Below are 18,837 nucleotides of genomic sequence, written 5' to 3' on the forward strand. Positions count from 1 at the left end.
AAACAGATACTCCGGACATGGATGCCTCCCGTGGCCATGCCCGTGCCGCCGCCATCATCCCCCGCCTCCTTTTTTCCCTGACCGCCGCCGCGTGCGCCGTCGCGCTCGTCGGCGGCTGCTCCTCCGGCGGGAACGCGGCCGCGCCGGAGCGGTCCACACAGGCGGCGGCGCCGCTCTCCGCCAACGAACTCCAGGACGACTACCAGGCCGTCATCAAGAACGTCCTGCCGTCGGTCGTGCAGATCGAGGCGACCGAAAGCCTCGGCTCCGGGGTCGTCTACGACGGCAAGGGCCACATCGTCACCAACGCGCACGTGGTCGGCCAGGAGAAGACCTTCAAGGTCGCCGCCGCCACCGGTGGGCAGCCGGTCACGGCCCGGCTCGTCTCCTCGTACCCCGAGCAGGACCTCGCGGTGATCAAGCTGGAATCGCTGCCGCAGGGGCTGAAGCCCGCGAAGTTCGGCGATTCGGCGGCCGTCGACATGGGGCAGATCGTGCTCGCGATGGGCTCACCCCTCGGCCTGTCCGGCAGCGTGACCCAGGGCATCGTCTCGGCGACCGGGCGCACGGTCAGCGAGGGGCGGACCGGCGGCGGCACGGGCGCGACCATCGCGAACATGGTCCAGACGTCGGCCGCGATCAACCCCGGAAACAGTGGGGGCGCCCTCGTGAACCTGGACAGCGAGGTCATCGGGATCCCGACGCTCGCGGCCATCGACCCGGAGATGGGTGGCGGCTCGGCGCCCGGGATCGGATTCGCGATCCCCGCGTCGATGGTGCGGACGGTGGCGGACCAGATCGTCAAGGACGGCAAGGTGACGGACTCGGGCCGCGCGGCCCTGAACATCACCGGCCGTACGGTGCTGAACGACGCCTACGAGCCGGCGGGCGTGGCCGTGGTCGAGGCGCCCGCGAACGGGGCGGCGGGCGAGGCGGGGCTGAAGTCGGGTGATGTGATCACGCGGCTCGGCGACACGGACATCACGACGATCACGTCGCTGTCGGAGGCGCTGGCCTCGCGTCGGCCGGGCGACAAGGTGACGGTGACGTATGTCCGGGGGACTGCGACGGAGAAGACGGTCGTCACGCTGGGCGAGCTGTAGCAGGCGCGGGGCCGGCGGGGCCTCGGCGCTGTGTGGCCGGGCAGCATCGGCCTCTGCGGGCCGCGCCCTTCCCCACCCGCCGTGTGGGCGATCGTCCCGCCCCCGCCCACCTCCGTGTGGGCAATCGTCCCGCTGGGCGGGACGGGTGGGCACACGGGACGGCGCCCTTGGCGGCGCCTCCGCTCCTTGTGCCTGGACCCGCACCGAGCAGTGCGGCGCGCCCGGGGTGCGGGTTCAGGCGCGGAAGCCTGGGCCCGGCAAGGGGCGCCGTCCGTTGTGCCCACCCGTTCCGCCCCTGCGGAACATGTGCCCACAACGAGGTGGGAGGCGGGCGGGGTGGGCACCGCCCCAGCGGAACAGATACCCACAACGGGGTGGACGGGCGGATGGGGGTGGGTACCGCCCCAGCGGAACGCATGCTCACAACGTGGGGTGCGGGCCCCGGGCGCAGGCCGGGAGGGGTGGGGGGGCACGAGGCCCCCCCACCCCTCCCTGGGTCGCCGGGCGCTCTAGCCCTCCGCGTTCAGGGGCATCGGGCCGTAGATCTTCGCGCCGTCCTCCGACAGCGTCACCTGGTCCGCGCCGCCGCCGAGGAGGTCGCGCCAGTGTTCGCCGATCCAGCTCTCCGCGTCTCCCTGGGTGGTGAACTCCTCCGGAGTCACCACCGGCTCGACCTCCGTGCCGTCGGACTTCTCGAACCGCCACGTCCATGCCATGTCCGCCTCCTGGCGCTCACCGGATGATCGGTTTCCTGCCCGCAGAGTAGCCGGGCGCGCACGGCTCGCGGTGGCGCGGGAGGATCTGAGGGTGGAACTGACTCTGCTCGGCACCGGCGCCCCGCTCGGGCTCCCCCGCCCCGACTGCCCCTGCGCCGTGTGCGCGCTCTCCCGTGGGCCACGGGTCCGCGCCGCGACGGCGCTGCTCGTGGACGGGGCCCTGCTGCTCGATCTGACGCCCGGGGCCGCCCTCGCCGCCGCCCGGTCGGGGCATTCGCTGGTGGGCGTACGGCAGGTGCTGCTGACGCATCCGCACGACGGGCCCGCCGTGGAGGTGCCCGCGGGGCTTCCCACTGCCGGGCGGGTGCCGGACGGGCGGGAGTTGACGCTGATCTCCGGGCACCGGGTGCGGGCCGTTCCGATGGACTCCCCCGGTACCGGGTACGAGGTGACCTCCGCGGACGGCGAGCGGCTGCTCTATCTGCCCCCGGGCGGGTCCCCCGCCGGGCTTCCGGACGATCACCGGGTGCCGTACGACATGGTGGTCGCCGATGTGACGGGCCGGCCGGATGCGCTGGCCCGGCTGCGCGCGACCGGGGCCGTCGGGCCGGCGACCGACGTCGTCGCCGTACACCTGGACCATGACGCGCCCACCGGAGCCGAGCTGGACCGGCGGCTCGCGGCGGCGGGCGCGCGGGCAGTGCCGGACGGGACGACGCTGTACGTGGGCGAGTACCACGAGGTGCCGGACGTGCCCCGGCGGACCCTGGTGACGGGCGGGGCCCGGTCCGGGAAGTCCGTGGAGGCAGAGCGGCGTCTGGAGACCTTCTCCGAGGTGCTGTACGTGGCGACGGGCGGGAGCCGGGAGGGCGACCCGGAGTGGGCGGAGCGGGTGGGCCTGCACCGGGAGCGGCGGCCGGGGTCCTGGCGTACCACCGAGACCTGTGACCTCGTACCCCTGCTCGAAGAGGACGGGCCCGCGCTGCTCGTGGACTGTCTGTCGCTGTGGCTGACGGACGCGATGGACCGGGTGGAGGCCTGGGACGACGGGCGGTGGGCGGCCGGCGGTCAGACGGCGCTGCGGAAGCGGACGGCCGAGCTGGTGGCGGCGGTGCGGGCGACCCGCCGTACGGTCGTGGCGGTGACGAACGAGGTCGGCTCGGGCGTGGTGCCGGCGACGGCGGCGGGGCGCCGCTTCCGGGACGAGCTGGGCCGGCTGAACGCGGCGTTCGCGGACGAGTGCGAGGAGGTCCTCCTCGTAGTCGCCGGTCAGGCGATCGTGCTGCGCGGGTAGGGTGCGAGCACCGATGGCCCTCGCTGATCCACAAGGCGGAAACCCGTGAACCTGGACGACTTCTCCGATCTGATCGAGCGCCCCGACGGGGGGATCCGGCGTGACGCCGAGGAGCGCCGTGAGCGGCTGACCGTGCCGCCGGGGGCGCTCGGTCGGCTCGACGAGCTCGGCGAGTGGCTCTCGGCCGCGCAGGCCTCGGTCAAGGTGCGGGCGATCGAGCAGCCGAAGGTGGTGCTCTTCGCGGGCGACCACGGGGTGGCCTCGCTCGACGTGTCGGGCCGCCCGGCGGGCAGCGCGCACGAGCTGGTGCGCGCGGTCCTGGAGGGAGCGAGCCCGATCGCGGTGCTCGCCCGGTCGACGGACGTGCCGGTACGGGTCGTGGACGCGGGTCTGGACTGCGACCCGGAGCTGCTGCCCGCCGAGGTGGTACGCCACCGGGTGCGGCGCGGCAGCGGCCGGATCGACATCGAGAACGCGCTGACGGTCGAGGAGACCGAGGCGGCGGTCCGGCTCGGGATCGCGATCGCCGACGAGGAGGCGGACTCGGGCACCGATCTGGTGGTGCTCGGGGATCTCAGCGTCGGCGGGACGACGCCGGCCGCCACGCTGATCGCGGCCCTCTGCGGGACGGACGCGTCGGTCGTGACGGGCCGGGGCGGCGCCGGGATCGACGACCTGGCGTGGATGCGGAAGTGTGCGGCGATCCGGGATTCGCTGCGGCGGGCCCGGCCGGTCCTGGGCGATCAGCTGGAACTGCTCGCGGCGGTCGGCGGGGCGGATCTGGCGGCGATGACCGGGTTCCTGCTCCAGGCCTCGGTGCGGCGGATGCCGGTGATCCTGGACGGTGTGGTGGGCGCGGCCTGCGCGCTGGTGGCGCAGCGGGCGGCGTTCCGGGCGCCGGACTGGTGGTTGGCGGGTCAGGTGAGCGGGGAGCCGGCGCAGGCGAAGGCGCTGGACCGGATGGCGCTCAACCCTCTGCTCGACCACGGCGTCCATGTGGGTGAGGGAACCGGGGCATTGCTCGCACTCCCCCTCGTCAGGGCCGCGGCGGCGTTCGCCGCGGAGCTGCCCGAGCGTCCGGACCCGACCACTGCGGACGACGAGAGCGAGGCCCCCGAGGCCTGACGGCCCTCGGGGGAGGAAGACGGACTCGTCGGCTCCGGAGGCGGCCGCACGCGTGGCGCACGTCGTGTGCGCACGACGCGCGCGTGGCCGCCTCCGGCGTCGCCGCCCGGCAAGCGCCGCCCCATATGATCGCTTTTCATGGGAGAGGTCCGTTTGTCCGCCGAAGGAGCGCCCCGGGGCACCACCACCCGATCGCGGCGCAGCGCCGCGTTCGCCGTCTGGTACCTGCGCGTCGTCACGTTCATCAATTTCCTGAGTGCCGTCTGGGTCTCCTTCGGGCAGGACCTGCGCCGTCACAACGAGGACAACTACTTCACCCCGTACCTGCTCACCGCCGGTTTCGCCTCGGGGGTCTTCACCCTCTTCCTGGCGATCACCATGCGGCGGCGCAAACGGGCCGCGTGGATCCTCAATCTGGTGCTCGGCGGTCTTTTCCTGCTGCTCTTCGCGCTGGTGATGTTCTTCCCGGAGATCCGGCAGCACGCCCAGAACTGGATCTCGCTGGTCCTGACCGCCGCGTTCGTCCTGGCGCTGCTGCTCGGCCGCAAGGAGTTCTACGCGAAGGGCGACCGCTCCAATCCGTGGCTCGCGGCCATCGTCGCGGTCGGCGGACTGCTCGTCACCTCGCTGCTCGCCGCCGTCCTGGTCACCGTCACCAACACCTCCGCCGCCCACTCCACCTTCCTGGAGCGCTGGCGGTACGGCGTGATGCGGCTGATCACCCTGGCCAGCGACGACTCGCGGTTCGCCGGGATCACCACCCCCGGCTGGGTCGACGTCACCATCAACGTCCTGTCCACGCTGCTGCTCTTCGCGGTGCTCTTCGCCGCGTTCCGCTCCCGCCGGGCCGTCGATCCGCTGACCGAGGAGGACGAGGAGCGGCTGCGGAACCTGCTCGACAAGCAGGGGGACCGCGACTCGCTCGGCTACTTCGCGCTGCGCCGCGAGAAGAGCGTCGTGTGGTCGCCGAGCGAGAAGGCCGCCGTCACCTACCGGGTGGTCGGCGGGGTCTCGCTCGCCTCCGGCGACCCGATCGGCGACCCCGAGGCCTGGCCCGGCGCCATCGAACCCTGGCTGGCCGAGGCGCGCGAGCACGGCTGGATCCCGGCGGTGATGGGCGCGAGCGAGGAGGCCGGTGTCATCTACGCCCGGCACGGTCTGGACGCCCTGGAGCTGGGCGACGAGGCGATCGTGGAGACGGACGAGTTCACCCTGGACGGCCGGGCCATGCGGACGGTCCGGCAGGCCTTCAACCGGGTCAAGCGGGCCGGGTACGAGGTCCGGATCCGGCGCCACGAGGACATCCCGGCCGAGGAGATGGCCGAGTTGTTGCGCAAGGCCGACGACTGGCGGGACGGCGCCACCGAGCGCGGCTTCTCGATGGCGCTCGGCCGGCTCGGCGACCCGGAGGACGGGCGTTGCGTGATGCTGGAGTGCAGGGACGCCGGCGACGGGGAAGGTGCGGGGAACCTGCGGGCCGTGCTGTCCTTCGTCCCCTGGGGGCCGAAGGGGCTCTCGCTCGATCTGATGCGCCGGGACCGCGAGTCGGAGAACGGCCTGATGGAGTTCATGGTCATCGAACTCCTCCAGCGTGCCAAGGAGATCGGGATCACGCAGGTCTCGCTCAACTTCGCGATGTTCCGTTCCGTCTTCGAACGTGGCTCGAAGCTCGGGGCGGGACCCGTGCTGCGCATGTGGCGTTCACTGCTCAGCTTCTTCTCCCGCTGGTGGCAGATCGAGTCGTTGTACCGCGCCAACGCCAAGTACCGACCGATCTGGGAGCCCCGATACATGCTCTTCGAGAAGAGTGCGGACCTGCTGCGCATCGGCCTCGCCGCCGGTCGGGCGGAAGGGTTCCTGGAGGCTCCGGGGCTGCCGAAGTGGATGCACCGCAGGCACCTGGAGAGCGGCCGTTGAGCCGCACACGCCACGAAGGCACCCTCCGCGGGTTCGCCCGCCGCGAGTGGGGCCCGCTGTTCACCACCGTACGGTCGGCGCTCGTGACCCGGCGGTGGAGGGCGGCGCCCATGACGGTGGCCGCCGTCTGTCTCACCGCCCTCTTCCAGCTGGTGCAGAACCAGGACTGGGGCTATCAGCCGGTCCAGGACATCGGCTCCGTACGGGCCGAGGACCCGCTGTGGCAGTCGCTGCTCCGGACTCCGCTCTCGCTGTTCGTGCCCGCGCTCGACCTGCCCGTGTGGGGCGCGCTCGCGCAGGTCCTGCTGGTCTTCGGGATCGCGGAGATCTGCCTCGGCCGGTGGCGCACCCTCGCCGTCGCCTATCTGGCCACCCTCTGCGGGACGTTGTACGCGCGCGTGGGCATCGCCCTCGGCCCGGACAGCTCCTTCGGGCTGCCCGCCACCGACGCGCAGGTCGTCGACACCGGGCCCTCGGCGGCCGTGGTCGGCCTCGCCGTCTACGTCTGCTGGCGGTACGGGGCCCGGTGGACGGGCACGCTCGTCGTCGTGGCGATGGTCGTCGAGGTGATCGTCAAGCCGAACCTGGCGGGCAAGGAGCATCTGGCGGCCATCGTCGGCGTCCTCGTCCTGATGGGGATCCAGGCCTGGCGCGAGCGCGGTCAGGAGGGCGTGGAGCCCCGCCCGGGGACCCGCTCCTGGAAGCCGCCGATCAAGTCCTGAGCCCGGCGTCGGACCTTGGTCCAGCGCTTGTCGTGGCGGTAGGTACGGATCCGGGAACGGGCCCGTGCCTTGTGGCGGCGGCCGTAGAACCGGCGGGACCACCAGGAGCCGGGGCGGGCGAGCCGGACGGCGCCGACGATCGCCACGAACGGGATCAGGGTCCCCATCACGGCCATCCGGAACTTCCCCTTCACCAGGGTGATCAGGATGAAGAGGAAGTTCACCACCAGGGTCAGGATGAAAGTGGCCCGGTCCTGGCGTTCGTCGGCGGTCATGTCGTCGACGCCGAGCGGCGAGAAGCCGCTCAGGGCGAGGCCGACCAGGGCGGCGGTGAGGACGACCACCTCGACGCTCTTGCGGCCCTCGTCGGTCCAGTACACGTCGTCGAGATGGAGGATCAGCGCGAACTCGTCCAGGACGAGTCCCGCGCCGATCCCGAAGACCACGGCGAAGAGGGCCGCCCCGATCCCGTGCCGGTCGCTGCCGACCGCACCGAACCCGCCGATGACGGTGAGGACCACACCCGGGACGACGTGATGGATGTGGAGCCCGCCGGAGGAAACGTTCCGGAAGGGCCCCTTCCCCGCGCGGATGAGACGGACGATGGTCCTCGTGACCAGGAACGTCACGATGAACGAGGTCAGCGCGAGGAGCAACGGGAGCTTGCCCGGCTCGACGATGTTGCGGGAGAACCAGTGACCCATGCCACCCCGTTCCGATTTGCGCGATATGCGCAATCTACCGTCCGGGGGCGGCGATTACCCTGCCCGGATGGACGGCCTGCGTTTCGCCTTCGGCACCCTCACCGTGTTCCCCGCCCGCATCACCCGCTGGGACCGGGACGCGGCGCGCGCCGGCATGCTCTGCGCCCCCCTGGCCGGTCTGGTCGTCGGACTCTTCGCCGCCGGGCTCGGCGGCGGGTTCCTGGCACTCGGCTCGGGTCCGCTGCTCGCCGCCGTCGCCTCCACCGCCGTCCCCGCCGTCCTCACCCGCGGCCTCCACCTCGACGGCCTCGCCGACACCGCGGACGGCCTGGGCAGTGCCAAGCCCGCCGAGGACGCGCTGCGCATCATGAAGCAGTCGGACGTCGGCCCGTTCGGCGTCATCGTGCTGCTCCTCGTGCTGCTCGCCCAGGTCGCCGCACTCTTCGAGCTGTACGGGGAGAGCTGGGCGCACGGCGCGGTCGGCGCCGCCCTCGCCGCGACCGTCGCCCGCCTCGCCCTCACCCACGCCTCCCGCCACGGCGTCCCGGCGGCCCGCCCCGAGGGCCTCGGCGCGATCGTCGCCTCGACCGTCCCGGTCCGGTCCGCGACGCTCGCGACGGCGGTGGTCCTGGTCCTCCTCGCCGCGACGGGCCTGCTGTTCTCCCCGTACGACGCGGTCCACAACGTCCTGGCGGCGGGCGCGGCACTGGGGGCGGCGGCACTGCTCCTGCGCCGGTGCGTACGGCGGTTCGGCGGGGTGACGGGGGACGTGTTCGGGGCGGTGGAGGAGACGGCGGCGACGATGGCGCTCGTGGCACTGGCCCTGGGGTGACGCTGCCCAGGCCGTGTCCGGACACCTCCTACGGGGTGCCGGGCAGCCGGACGGTGACGAGGAGACCGCCGGCGGGACGGGGGTCGAGGTCGAGGGTCCCGTCGTGGGCGCGGACGACGCTGTGCACGATGGCCAGGCCGAGGCCGACGCCGGCGTGCTCGTCGGTGCGTACGCGTTCCGTTCCTCGCCGGAAGGGTTCGGTGAGGGTCGGTACCAGTTCCGGTGGGAGCCGACGGCCCGTGTTCTCGACCCGCAGCTCGCTCGTGTCGCCGTACGCCTCGGTGTGGACCGTCACTGTGCCGCCGGCGGGGAGGTTGTGGACGACGGCGTTCTGGACGAGGTTCGTCACCATCCGCAGCAGGAGCTCCGCGGAGCCGCTGGTCCGGGCCGCGCCGCCGGTGACGTCGAGCGTGATCCCGCGCTGTTCGGCGAGGGGGAGCAGGGTTTCGGCGGCTTGTTCGGCGACGAGGGAGAGGTCGACGCTCTCGCGGGTGAAGTGTCCGCGGTCGCCGCGGCTGAGCAGCAGGAGGGCCTCGGTGAGGGCGATCGCCCTCGTGTTGACGGCCTGCAGGCGTTCGAGGAGTTCGTCCCGGTCCCGCGTGGGGTCCTTGCGGGCGACGTCGAGCAGCGTCTGCGAGATGGCCAGCGGGGTGCGCAGTTCGTGGGAGGCGTTCGCGGCGAACCTCTGCTGCTCGGCCACGTGCGACTCGAGTTGGCCGAGCATGGTGTCGAACACGTCGGCGAGGTCACGGAATTCGTCCTGGCGGCCCTCCATGCGGATCCGGTGGGACAGCGACCGGTTTCCGGCCCTCTGTGCCGCATCCGTGATCTGTGTGAGGGGAGCGAGCATCCGGCCCGCGAGGATCCACCCTCCCCCGAGGCCGAGCACCAGCAGGAACGCCAGTACGGCGGCCGCCCTCGGAGCGAACTCGCGCAGGAGGTTGGACCGGATGGGGAAGACGCCGGGGGTGGCGGTGCCGGAGGGGACGATGAGCGTCGCACGCTCCGGGACGTAACGCAGGAGGAACACCCACACCGCTGCGAGCAGGAGGACGCCGGCGAGCAGGAGGAATCCGGCGTAGCTGAGGGCGAGCTTGGAGCGAACGCTCAACCCGGGCGTCCTATCCACCGTCCCCTCCCTCGTGTCCGGCCTCCGGCTGCGCGTCGATGCGGTACCCGACACCCGGCACCGTGGCGATGATCCAGGGTTCGCCGAGCCGTTTGCGCAGCGCGGAGACGGTGATGCGTACGGCGTTGGTGAGGGGGTCGACGTTCTCGTCCCAGGCCCGTTCGAGGAGCTCTTCGGCGCTGACGACCCCGCCCTCGGCGGCGACGAGGACGTCGAGGACGGCGAACTGTTTGCGGGTGAGCGCGACATAGCGTCCGTCGCGGAAGACCTCCCGGCGGAAGGGGTCGAGCCGGAGGCCCGCGATCTCGCGGACGGGGGGCCGGGCGTACGCGCGTCTGCGGTCGAGCGCCCTCAGCCGCAGGACGAGCTCCCGCAGCTCGAACGGTTTGGTGAGGTAGTCGTCGGCACCGAGCTCGAACCCGGAGGCCTTGTCGTCGATCCGGTCGGCAGCGGTGAGCATGAGGATCGGGATGCCGCTGCCCGAGGCGACGATGCGCCGGGCGACCTCGTCGCCTGAGGGTCCGGGGATGTCACGGTCGAGGACCGCGAGGTCGTAGGAGTTGACGCTGAGCAGTTCAAGCGCGGAGCCGCCGTCGCCGGCGATGTCGGCGGCGATCGCCTCCAGGCGCAGACCGTCACGGACGGCTTCGGCCAGGTAGGGCTCGTCCTCCACGATCAGTACGCGCATGACCGAAGCCTAAGCCGGTGCCGGTACGGGGCGAGGGCCGTCCGACGGCGCCTCCGCCGTGGTGCGCCACCAGCGGCGCGACGCCAGTCCGGCCAGCACGGCGCCGGCCGCGTTGACCAGGACGTCGTCCACGGACGACACCCGGTCGAGCCGCAGGACGTACTGCGCGGTTTCGACCAGGACCGAGCAGCCCGCGCCGAGCGCCAGGATCCGCGGCACGGACGCCAGCGCCGCGAACCGCATAGGGGCGAAGAACCCCAGCGACGCGAAGACCAGCAGGTTGCCGACGATTCCGAGCGGCCCCATCGTGACCAGGTCCCGCAGGGGCACCAGGCTCAGCCGGCCCGGAACGATACCGGCCCCGGCGCCCGGCATCATGGTCAGCCACACGAACGGGACCGTCCCGTGGACCATGCCCACCTCGGCCAGCGACATCGGCCACGCCGATGAGACACCGGCCGCACGCCGACGCCACGCCAGGGCACCCGCCACCAGGACCGCCAACGGCAGGGCGACCAGGGTCATGAGCACCACACCGTTGAACGTGTCGAAACAGCCGTGCCACCGCCCGGCCATGCACCGCGGCGCGGACATCATGAGCATCCTAGGCCTGGCGAGCAGGGCGCTCGCCACGCCGAGGACCGCCAGGCTGAGGAGCACGATCCCGCGGGTGCGTCGGGGCGGTGCCGGGCGGGATGTGCTGGGGTTCATGCCGCCATTGAAGACGGCGGGCCGTTGCGGTGGCGTATGCGGTTTTCGATACGCCCGCGATACACGAGACCCCCGGTACCGGGCGGGTTCCCGGCGGCCGTCGTCTCACCGGGTTCTCGGCGGCCGTCGTCTCACCGGCTTCCCGGCGGCCGTCGTCTCACCGGCTTCCCGGCGGCCGTCGTGTCACCGGGCGGGCTCCGGGAGGTGCGGCAGGGTGCCCCAGGGGTGCGTGCCCGCGCCGGGGACGGCGCAGTGCACCCGGGTGACCGGGCGGACGCCGGCCGGAGCCGCGTACACGAGGTGGCAGTAGTGGGCGGCGACCGGCAGTTCGAGCGTCCGGTACGTGTCCCAGGGGCCCTCGAAGGTGACGAGGAGGTCGGCGAACTCCTCGTAGCCCGGGTCCGGATGGGCGCCGTGGTTGAGCACCAGGGTCGCGGCCCCGGCCGACCGGGCCGCGACCGCGACCCGGCGGTAGTGGGGGAGGGCGGCGGGCGTGGTGGAGACCTGGTCGAGGAAGGCGCCGTCGGTGCCGTACCAGTCGCGGTGGCGGAGCAGGTCGGTGACGACCTCGGCGTGCGGGCGGCGCCCGTAGGCGGTGTCCACATAGCCGAGGAGCCGTACCCCGGCCGCCCGCAACCGGTCGGCGGCCTCCGCGAACGCGGGGTCGGGGGTGTCGCCCGCGCCGCTCGCCGGGTTGACGACGACGCCGTACAGGGACGGCGCCGCGTCGACGAGGGCCGACCAGGCCTCGGGCCGGTCGGCCGGGTGCTCGTAGAACGGCACCAGGAGGAAACGATTCACGGGCCGAATCCCCTAGAGACGGTGGGCGGTCGGTCGGACCAGCAGGACACAGGTGAGGACGGCGAGCACGGCCGCCGCTCCCCCGGCCGCCACCGGGCCCGCCGCGGGTTCCAGCGTCTGCGCCGCCGCCGCGAGCAGGCAGACGGCGGCCGCGCTGAGCACCGCGCCGAAGGCCTGGAGCAGCAGCCCCAGCCAGAGCACGGTCCCGATCAGGAGCAGGGTGACGAGCCGCGGGAGCGTCGACCAGGGCGCCCCGGGCCACGCCAGGGTCACGGCGAGGGTGAGCGCGACGAGGACGCCGAGGTAGCCGCCGAGGCAGAGCACGAGGGTGCCGGTGACCGCGCGGCGGAACTCGCGCGCGGTGGCGAGGGTCCGCAGCCGGGTCAGGCTCTCGCCCCGGAAGCGGTGCAGCAGCCACTCGGCGGGCCCCATGGAGAGCGTGAGCGCTATGACGGCGCCCGCGCCACCGACCAGGGTGTCCCCCACGCCCGCGTGGAGCACGAGCAGCCCGCTTCCGAGGCCGAAGAGGCCGTACGGGAGGGAGGCCGCGCGCGGGGGGCCGCCGCGTCCCGCCGCGCCGCGCCGCGCGCCCGGCCGGAGGACGAGCCCGGCGAAGGCGACGCTCGCGGTGAGCGCGGTGAGGAGGAGCGCGGCGCGCAGGAGGTCGGGCAGGTCCCAGCGGAAGGCGGGGACGGCTCCGGCGAGCGGCATCAGGGCACAGAGCAGGGCCCGTTCGCGGCCGAGGACCAGGAGGACGGTCGCGGCGGCGAGGTAGACCGACTGTCCGGCGGCGAACAGGGCCGCCGGGGTCTCGCCGGGCGCGGCCGCCGCGAGGGCGACGGCCGTACCGGCGAGGGCGCCGGCCGGGGCACCGAGGAGCAGGGCGCGGGCGGCGGCGGGACGGTCGCCGAGACCCAGCCAGGTGTACGCGCGGTGGGCGAGGGCTTGGTTCCACACCCAGCCGGTGACGGCGCCCGCGAGCAGCGGAACCGTTCCGCCGGGGAGCCCGAACCGGCCCTGCTCCCCGGCGAGCAGGGGCGCGGCGAGGACGTACGCGAGGCCGGGCAGCGCGAAGACGAGCCCGCGCAGGAGGCAGCCCGCGAGTCCGGCGGGCCAGGCACCGCCGGGTGGCGCCTGGGGGGCGGGGTGGCGCCGCTCCACGCGCGCGTAGAGGTCCTCGGCGAGCTCGAAGGAGTCGGCGCGACCGTAGGTGAGCCGGATGTGGTCGTCGGTCATGCCGTCGGACTCGAGGATGGCGGCGATCTCGTCGGGGTGCACGGCGACGGCGGCGAGCGCCCCGATCCGTTCGGCGAGCTCGTCGAGGGGATCGTCGGCGAGGGCGTCCGGGATGCGCGTGTCGTGACCGGGCCCAGGACCGGGGCCGGCGCCGGGCGCGCCCGGGGCCGTCTCCCGTCGCGGCCTCGGGATCATCGGCATCGGGGTGTCCGTCGTCGGGCGTTTCAGCCAGAGGGAGCCGCTCATGCCGGGGTGCCTCCCGCTACCAGGGTCGGGGTGATGCGGCGCGGGGCCGGGAGGCGGGCCGGCCAGGGCTTCGGGAGGGGCTGCACGGGCTGTTCGGGCCGTACCCGCTCGCCCGACAGCTCCCGGTAGATCTGCCGGAAGCCGTCCACCGAGCGGTGCAGGGTGAACCGGTCGACGACCCGCTGCCGGGCCCGGCGGCCGAGTTCTCCACGGCGGGCGCCGTCGCGGAGGAGGGCGGTGACGGCGGCGGCCATGACGGCCGGTTCGCGGGGCGGGACGACGATCCCGGTGTCGCCGACGGCCTCCCGTACCCCGCCGACGTCCGTGGAGACGGTGGCGCGGCCGCAGGACATGGCCTCGATGAGGGAGAAGGGGAAGCCCTCGCTGATGGAGGAGAGCATCACCACGCTGCCGGCCCCGTAGGCCCGTGCCACTTCGGAGACCCGGCCCTCGAAGGTGATCCCGTCGGTGACGCCGAGTTCGGCGGCGAGCTTCTCCAGGCGGGTCAGGTAGTCCTCGTTGCCGGCGGGGACCGGGCCGAACAACCGGAGCCGGAGCGCGGGGAGTTCGGCGCGGCAGATCGCGTACGCCCGGATCAGGGTTTCGAGGTCCTTGATGGGGTCGACGCGCCCGCACCAGCTGAGGGTGGGGGTCTCGGGCTCGGGCCCGGCCTCGGGGAAGGCGGCCGGGTCGACGCCGTTGTAGACGGTGCGGATGCGGTCGGCGGGGGCGCCGCCGCGCTCCTCCCAGCGCCGGTTGTACTGGTTGCAGGGGGTGATGAGGTCGGCCTTGCGGTAGCCGAGGGTGTTGAGCTCGCGGTAGAAGCCGAGCATGAGGGCCTTGACGGGCCAGCGTTGCGTCTCGGTGCGGTAGCCGAGATAGCGCTCGCGGAGGTAGATGCCGTGTTCGGTGAGCAGGAAGGGCACCCCTTCGAAGTGCTGTGCGGCGAGCGCCGGCAGCGTGGCGAGGCCGCTGGAGACGGCGTGGGCGACGCCGCCGTCGGCTATCCGGGCGGCGAGCGGGCGCAGGGCGTGTTCGAGGAGGTCGGTGGCGGTGAGCGCGTCGTGGACGGTGGGGCGGGCCGCGAGCGTCGGCAGATGCGGCATGGTCCAGATCCACATGAGGGAGCGCAGGGCGGCCTCGGAGCGCAGGGCGGTGGTCAGGCGGCCCTGCCGGGCGAGTTCGGCGAGTTCGTACAGGCCGGTGCCGAAGTCGTAGCCCGCCTCCGGGTCGAGGAGGGCCAGCAGCAGACGCTCGTAGGCGTCGAGGAAGCGGCGGCGCGTACGCCCCCGCAGGGGCCGGCGCGCTCCGGCGAACAGGCCGGGCGCGGCCGGCCCCTGCGGGAGTCCCCAGAGGGGGTACGCGGTGTGCCGGGTGACGTTGGACGGCAGCTCCCAGGTGACGGGTTCGCGGCCGCTGCCGGTGAGGGCGAGGATCTCGAAGTCGACCTCGGGCATGCCGCGGACGAGCTGGTCGCACCAGGTGCTGACTCCTCCGTGGACATGCGGGTAGGTGCCTTCGGTGAGCATGGTGACGTGACGGCCACTGCTCGGCATGTGCGTTCCCCCCAGAACGTGCTGGTCAGGCGGTCGGGAGCGTGAGTGTGACGCTGGTCTGGAGCAGTTCGGGCGCGGTCCATGCGGAGCGGGTCCCGGCGTAGGCCGTGCCGAAGACGGTGGTGCCGAGGAGGAGGCGCTTGCGGGTGCCCTCGGGGGCGGTGACGGGTGCGACGAGACCGGCGGGGGCCTTGACGGTGACCGCGGTGCCGATGCGGTAGGCGGTGACCTTTCCGGCGGCGAGGGCCTGGTCCCAGGCGGCACGGCGGGTCAGTTCGGTGCCGGCGTCCCGCTGGGCGGGGTTCACCAGGGGGGCGCTGGGTGCGAACAGGCCCCGGTAGTCGGCGAGCACCCGGTCGAGGACGGGGTAGAGGAGGCGCTCCTCGGCGAGGTTGGACTGGTGCACGTAGTGCGGCCGGGGGTCGTTGCCCAGGACGTGGGAGAGGGCGGTGCGGGCTTCCTGCGGCACGATGTGGTCGGCGTAGCCGGTGGCCGTGGGGAGCGGGGCGGGCAGGCAGGTGGAGGCCGGGTTGGACTCGCAGATGCCGCTGCCGCCGTCGGCGCGTGACGTGTAGATCCAGTTGTACTCGTCGGCCATCTCGGCGGCGGTGCCCACGTTGTAGTACACGTTCATGGGGTGGCGGGGCACGGTCTTCGCGGCGCCGGACGCGGTGCCGACCGACCGCTGCTGCGGTTCGCGGGAGTTGTCGCTGCCGGTCCACTTGACGCCGTTGTCGGCGAGGGCGCCGGCCAGGTTGGGGTTGTCGACGGGCTGCTGGGGCAGGGTCCTCAGCCCGGAGTGCTCGCCGGTGACGAGTTCGGAGCGGTCGACGGAGATGCCCTTGCGGACGGCCCAGTTGTGGTTGTCGCGGATCTGGGCGGAGAGCTCGGCGCGGCTGACCCAGAGGGTGCCGCCCTGGGTGTCCTTGGCGCACTGCCAGGGGACGACGGCGTTGTCCTGGAGGCAGCCGAGGAAGGGGTGAGTGTACGTGTGGTTGATCCACCGGTACTGGGCGCGGTCGGCGACGAGCCGGTCGGTGAGCGGGTCGGAGCCGGCGTGTTCGGTCTTCCACTGCTCGCCCTGGCCACCGTTGTAGACCATGTCGAGGGTGAAGCCGGAGGACTTCTGCCAGGCGGCGGCGTACTGGGCGTCGGCGACCGTCATCCGGATCGGGTCGGCCCCCTCGCCGTCGTCGCCGACGCAGTCGAAGTCGCCGGGCGTGCAGTCGAGTCCGGTGTCCCAGCGGGCGTCGGGGGCGAAGACGTCGTCGACGTGCACGGAGAGGTAGTTGCGGCTCTGGCCGAGGTGGACGCCCTGGGTGAGCCATTCGACGATGCCGCGGGCGAGGGCCCGGAACTGCCGCTGGTACTGGTTGTAGGCGAAGGTGACGACCAGTTCGCGGCGTCCGTCGGCGGTGTACTCGCCGACGAGGCTGGCCCGGCCGCCGCCGGCGCCGTCGATGGGGATGTCGACGTAGCTGGTGTAGCCGGCCCGGGGGCGGCCCGCGTAGCCGTAACTCTCGGCGATCGACGGGTCGTTGTCCTCGAAGGTGAGCGCCCCGGCCAGGTACCGGAAAGGGCCCGCCCTCCCCGCGGTGGTGATGCCGGCCGTGGTCCCGTCGAGGACGCCGGACCAGCCGCCCTCGTTGGTGTAGTCGAGGCCGACGCCGGGGTGCGACCAGGTGTAGGCGTCGACCTGCGGGATCCCGAAGGTCCGCTCGTACGTCTGGAGGGCGGTGTGCTCGGCCGAGTCGGGGCCGAAGGCGCTCTCGTGGGGCAGGACGACGCCCTGGTACTTGGCACGGGGGCGCCCGTCGAGCGTGTCGCTGAGGAAGGCCGTGTCGAGGACCGGCCGGTTCGGGTCGTTCAGGTCGATCCTGCGGAACGGGACACCGGAGCCCTTCAGCTCGGCGGTGATCGCCCCGACCGCGCTGCCGCCGTCGTCGACGACGAGGACGGTGAGGTCGACCCGGGGCACGGGGGCCGCGAGGGCCTGCGCGGACGGGACGACGGTGGCGAGCAGCGCGGCGGCGGCGAGAGCGGCGACCCGGGCGGCTCGGGGTGCGACGCGGCTGGTGCGGGGCGCGGTTCTGGGCGTACGGATTCGGCCGGAGTCCATCAGGTGGTGTCCCCCCTCGGCAGGTCCCCGCGCACCGGGGGCCGGGGCGGCGAACCTGTAGAGATGATGCAGATGATGCGAAGACGAGCGGGTCGTCCTTGCGTGACTGAGGCGAGTGTGACGAAGCGCTCCGAGCCTGAACGGTAAACATGAAAGAGACACCACGGATGAGTGAATCAACGCCGCCGTGAGCGAACAGGGCGAGCGAGCGTAGGCTCGTTCTCGGCGCTCTCCGGGCCGAAATACGATGTGGCGGGCACGGTCGGCCCATCCCTCGACCGCCACAGAACTCAATGGAAGCGAGATTTCACCACCGTGACTGCTCTCACTCTCAGCACTGCCGGTGCGGCGACGCTCCGCGCCGACGCCCTCGTCGTCGGCGTCGCGAAGTCCGGGAAGACGCTCGTCGTCGCCCCGGGCGCCGAGGCCGTCGACAAGGCCTTCGACGGCCGGCTCGCCACCGTCCTGGAGACGCTGGGCGCCTCGGGTGCCGAGGGTGAGGCGACCAAGCTGCCCGCCCCCGCCGGCCTCAAGACCCCGGTCGTCCTGGCCGTCGGCCTGGGCTCCGCCCCCGAGGACGGCGCGTCCTTCGGCACGGAGACGCTCCGTCGTGCCGCCGGCGTCGCCGCCCGCATCCTGACCGGCTCGAAGAAGGCCGCGTTCGCACTGCCGATCTCCGGCGCCGAGGACGCCTCCGCCATCGCGGAGGGCGCGCTGCTGGGCGCGTACGCCTTCACGCAGTACCAGGAGCAGGGCAAGGACGCGAAGAAGCCGCTGGGCGAGGTCGCCCTGCTCGGCGCCAAGCCGCGCGACAAGGCCCACAAGGCCGCCGCCGAGCGCGCCCAGGCCGTCGCGGAGGAGATGAACCGCGCCCGCGACCTGATCAACATGCCGCCGAACGACCTGACCCCGGCCGCCTTCGCCGCCGCCGCCCAGGCCGCCGGCAAGGAGCACGGCCTCAAGGTCCAGGTCCTCGACGAGAAGGCGCTCGCCAAGGGCGGCTACGGCGGCATCCTCGGTGTCGGCGCCGGCTCGGAGAACCCGCCGCGCCTGGTCCGGATCGGCTACACCCACCCGAAGGCGGAGAAGACCCTCGCCCTGGTCGGCAAGGGCATCACCTACGACTCGGGCGGCATCTCGCTGAAGCCGGCCGGCCACAACGAGACGATGAAGTGCGACATGAGCGGCGCCGCCGCCGTGTTCTCCTCCGTCGTCGCCGCGGCCCGCCTCGGTCTCGAGGTCAACGTCACGGGCTGGCTCGCCCTCGCCGAGAACATGCCGTCCGGCTCCGCCACCCGCCCGGGTGACGTGCTGCGCATGTACAGCGGCAAGACCGTCGAGGTCCTGAACACCGACGCCGAGGGCCGTCTCGTCCTCGCCGACGCGCTGACCAAGGCCTCCGAGGAGCACCCGGACGCGATCGTCGACGTGGCGACCCTGACCGGCGCGATGGTCCTGGCGCTCGGCAACCGCACGTTCGCCATCATGGCCAACGACGACGACTACCGCTCCGCGATCCACGAGATCGCGGACGAGGTCGGCGAGCAGTCCTGGCCGATGCCGCTCCCCGCGGACCTGCGCAAGGGCATGGACTCCCCCACCGCCGACATGGCCAACATGGGTGAGCGGATGGGCGGCGGCCTGGTCGCCGGTCTCTTCCTGCAGGAGTTCGTCGGCGAGGGCATCACCTGGGCCCACCTGGACATCGCCGGCCCCGCCTTCCACGAGGGCGCCCCGTACGGCTACACCCCCAAGGGCGGCACCGGCTCCTCGGTCCGCACCCTGGTGAAGCTGGCCGAGCTCACGGCGGCCGGCGAGCTCTGAGCGGTGCTGTGACGGTACGGCCCCGAGGACTCCGGTCCCCGGGGCCGTACCGTTCGCGCGACCTGCGCCCACCGTTCGCCCGCGACGAAATCCGTACGTTCGTACCCGCTGGTC

Annotated in this window: 16 protein-coding genes; 7 read left to right on the forward strand and 9 right to left on the reverse strand. The window is 73.0% G+C overall.

All coding sequences use genetic code 11. The features are described 5' to 3' along the window. The first annotated feature begins 17 nt into the window (after nucleotides 1–17). Nucleotides 18–1,103, forward strand: a complete 1,086-nt coding sequence (locus OG462_RS13995) for a S1C family serine protease (RefSeq protein ID WP_406057756.1) — start codon at nucleotides 18–20, stop codon at nucleotides 1,101–1,103. Nucleotides 1,104–1,612: 509 nt separating this feature from the next. Here the strand turns inward: OG462_RS13995 and OG462_RS14000 are convergent. After that, nucleotides 1,613–1,819: a hypothetical protein gene (locus tag OG462_RS14000; RefSeq protein ID WP_189830705.1), complete on the reverse strand. Its 207-nt coding sequence runs from the start codon at nucleotides 1,817–1,819 to the stop codon at nucleotides 1,613–1,615. 91 nt (nucleotides 1,820–1,910) lie between these two features. Here OG462_RS14000 and OG462_RS14005 point away from each other — a divergent pair, with 91 nt between their 5' ends. The 4 genes from OG462_RS14005 to OG462_RS14020 all read left to right on the forward strand — a co-directional run bounded on the left by OG462_RS14005 (nucleotide 1,911) and on the right by OG462_RS14020 (nucleotide 6,877). Then, nucleotides 1,911–3,113, forward strand: coding sequence for a bifunctional adenosylcobinamide kinase/adenosylcobinamide-phosphate guanylyltransferase (locus OG462_RS14005; protein WP_406057757.1), 1,203 nt, complete (start codon nucleotides 1,911–1,913; stop codon nucleotides 3,111–3,113). Between the two features lie 45 nt (nucleotides 3,114–3,158). Next, nucleotides 3,159–4,238 carry a nicotinate-nucleotide--dimethylbenzimidazole phosphoribosyltransferase gene (gene cobT, locus OG462_RS14010; protein WP_406057758.1) on the forward strand — a complete coding sequence of 360 codons (1,080 nt, stop codon included), beginning with the start codon at nucleotides 3,159–3,161 and terminating at the stop codon, nucleotides 4,236–4,238. Nucleotides 4,239–4,376: 138 nt separating this feature from the next. Next, nucleotides 4,377–6,155 (forward strand): phosphatidylglycerol lysyltransferase domain-containing protein, encoded by a 1,779-nt coding sequence (locus OG462_RS14015; RefSeq protein ID WP_406057759.1) that lies wholly within the window; start codon nucleotides 4,377–4,379, stop codon nucleotides 6,153–6,155. Continuing rightward, on the forward strand, nucleotides 6,152–6,877 hold the full coding sequence (locus OG462_RS14020; RefSeq protein ID WP_406057760.1) for a hypothetical protein: 726 nt from the start codon (nucleotides 6,152–6,154) through the stop codon (nucleotides 6,875–6,877). The genes OG462_RS14015 and OG462_RS14020 overlap by 4 nt, the downstream gene beginning before the upstream one ends. Here the strand turns inward: OG462_RS14020 and OG462_RS14025 are convergent. Next, nucleotides 6,817–7,581, reverse strand: coding sequence for a hypothetical protein (locus OG462_RS14025; RefSeq protein WP_406057761.1), 765 nt, complete (start codon nucleotides 7,579–7,581; stop codon nucleotides 6,817–6,819). The two genes, OG462_RS14020 and OG462_RS14025, sit on opposite strands and share 61 nt — an antisense overlap. 67 nt (nucleotides 7,582–7,648) lie before the next feature. Here OG462_RS14025 and OG462_RS14030 point away from each other — a divergent pair, with 67 nt between their 5' ends. Then, nucleotides 7,649–8,413 (forward strand): adenosylcobinamide-GDP ribazoletransferase, encoded by a 765-nt coding sequence (locus OG462_RS14030; RefSeq protein ID WP_406057762.1) that lies wholly within the window; start codon nucleotides 7,649–7,651, stop codon nucleotides 8,411–8,413. A 28-nt stretch (nucleotides 8,414–8,441) separates the two neighbouring features. On the opposite strand, the gene OG462_RS14035 is transcribed toward OG462_RS14030, so the two are convergent. The 7 genes from OG462_RS14035 to OG462_RS14065 form a co-directional block, all read right to left on the reverse strand. Then, nucleotides 8,442–9,542 (reverse strand): sensor histidine kinase, encoded by a 1,101-nt coding sequence (locus OG462_RS14035; RefSeq protein ID WP_406057763.1) that lies wholly within the window; start codon nucleotides 9,540–9,542, stop codon nucleotides 8,442–8,444. Beyond that, nucleotides 9,535–10,230, reverse strand: coding sequence for a response regulator transcription factor (locus OG462_RS14040; protein ID WP_406057764.1), 696 nt, complete (start codon nucleotides 10,228–10,230; stop codon nucleotides 9,535–9,537). The genes OG462_RS14035 and OG462_RS14040 overlap by 8 nt, the downstream gene beginning before the upstream one ends. Before the next feature lie 9 nt (nucleotides 10,231–10,239). Then, complete coding sequence (locus OG462_RS14045) at nucleotides 10,240–10,941, reverse strand: VanZ family protein (protein WP_406057765.1); 702 nt, start codon at nucleotides 10,939–10,941, stop codon at nucleotides 10,240–10,242. A gap of 183 nt (nucleotides 10,942–11,124) precedes the next feature. Beyond that, nucleotides 11,125–11,742: a spherulation-specific family 4 protein gene (locus tag OG462_RS14050; RefSeq protein ID WP_406057766.1), complete on the reverse strand. Its 618-nt coding sequence runs from the start codon at nucleotides 11,740–11,742 to the stop codon at nucleotides 11,125–11,127. Nucleotides 11,743–11,754: 12 nt separating this feature from the next. Next, entirely contained in the window at nucleotides 11,755–13,224 is a 1,470-nt protein-coding gene (locus OG462_RS14055) for a hypothetical protein (RefSeq protein WP_406057767.1), read from the reverse strand. Beyond that, on the reverse strand, nucleotides 13,221–14,780 hold the full coding sequence (gene pelF / locus OG462_RS14060) for a GT4 family glycosyltransferase PelF (protein WP_406057768.1): 1,560 nt from the start codon (nucleotides 14,778–14,780) through the stop codon (nucleotides 13,221–13,223). The genes OG462_RS14055 and pelF overlap by 4 nt, the downstream gene beginning before the upstream one ends. A 25-nt stretch (nucleotides 14,781–14,805) precedes the next feature. Then, nucleotides 14,806–16,899, reverse strand: a complete 2,094-nt coding sequence (locus tag OG462_RS14065) for a hypothetical protein (protein WP_406057769.1) — start codon at nucleotides 16,897–16,899, stop codon at nucleotides 14,806–14,808. 315 nt (nucleotides 16,900–17,214) lie between these two features. Between OG462_RS14065 and OG462_RS14070 the strand changes: the two genes are divergently transcribed. Then, the gene (locus OG462_RS14070; protein ID WP_406057770.1) at nucleotides 17,215–18,723 is read left to right on the forward strand and encodes a leucyl aminopeptidase; all 1,509 of its coding nucleotides are present in this window, start codon (nucleotides 17,215–17,217) and stop codon (nucleotides 18,721–18,723) included. The last annotated feature ends 114 nt before the right edge of the window (nucleotides 18,724–18,837 follow it).

The sequence above is a fragment of the Streptomyces sp. NBC_01077 genome (assembly GCF_045162855.1).
Classification (GTDB): Bacteria; Actinomycetota; Actinomycetes; order Streptomycetales; family Streptomycetaceae; genus Streptomyces.